Annotated in this window: 1 protein-coding gene; it reads left to right on the top strand. The window is 61.0% G+C overall.

Annotation, left to right across the window (positions count from 1 at the left end; genetic code table 11):
• On the top strand, nucleotides 1-877 hold an 877-nt coding region (locus IF803_RS42510), incomplete at both ends, for a recombinase zinc ribbon domain-containing protein (RefSeq protein WP_461196167.1).

Here is an 877-nt window from a genome sequence, read left to right as displayed (position 1 = left end):
TTTGGCAAAACGCGGATCGCGCCGCGCATGCGTGTGACGCGGCCGTTGCGATTGCGCGGCGGCGTCGCGCCTCGCAAAAGCGCCAATCATGAACTTCCTCGCACAGAGTGGATCGAAATCCCTGTGCCGACCATCATCAGCGAAGAGACCTTCGCATTGGCGAACGAGCTTTTGGAAGCCAACAAGAAGCATGCCCCGCGACGCACGATCACGCCGAGCGCCCTGCAAGGATTGTTGAGCTGCGCCAAATGCGGCTATGGGCTCTATCGCACCTCCACCAGGTCGAGCGCTCGAACCATCCATTACTACCGCTGCTTGGGCTCGGATGGCTGGCGCCGGCTCGGCGGGCCGGTCTGCGACAGTCGCCCGATGCGCCAGGATTTGCTGGACGAGGTAGTATGGAAAGAGATCGCGCGTTTGCTTGAAGACCGACACCTCATCGAAGAGGAACTTGAGCGCCGGCTCAAGGCGGCGCGCAATGCCGATCCCACACAGCGCCGGGAGGAAACGCTTCGCCGCGATCTTGCGCGCTCCCGGAAAAGCATCGAACGTCTACTCACGGCCTATCAGGAGAGCCTCCTCTCACTTGAAGAGCTGCGCAGTCGCATGCCCGATTTGCGCAGCCGCGAACAGGCTTGCCTGTTGGAGCTGCAAGCGATCGAAGATCAATCGAAGGAGCAGGAAGTTTGTCTGCGTCTCGCCGAATCCGTGACGAGCTTCCTCGACCGCCTGCGCTCGTCCGTCGACGCGCTCGATATAATCGAACGCCGACGCGTGCTGCGTCTTCTCGTGAAGGAAGTCCTCGTCGGCGACGACAAGATCGTCATCCGCCACTCCATCCCCTGTCTCTTATACACATCTGACGCTGCCGACGAAC

This window comes from Bradyrhizobium sp. UFLA06-06, assembly GCF_054820065.1.
This window is presented reverse-complemented; position numbering and strand designations above follow the sequence as displayed.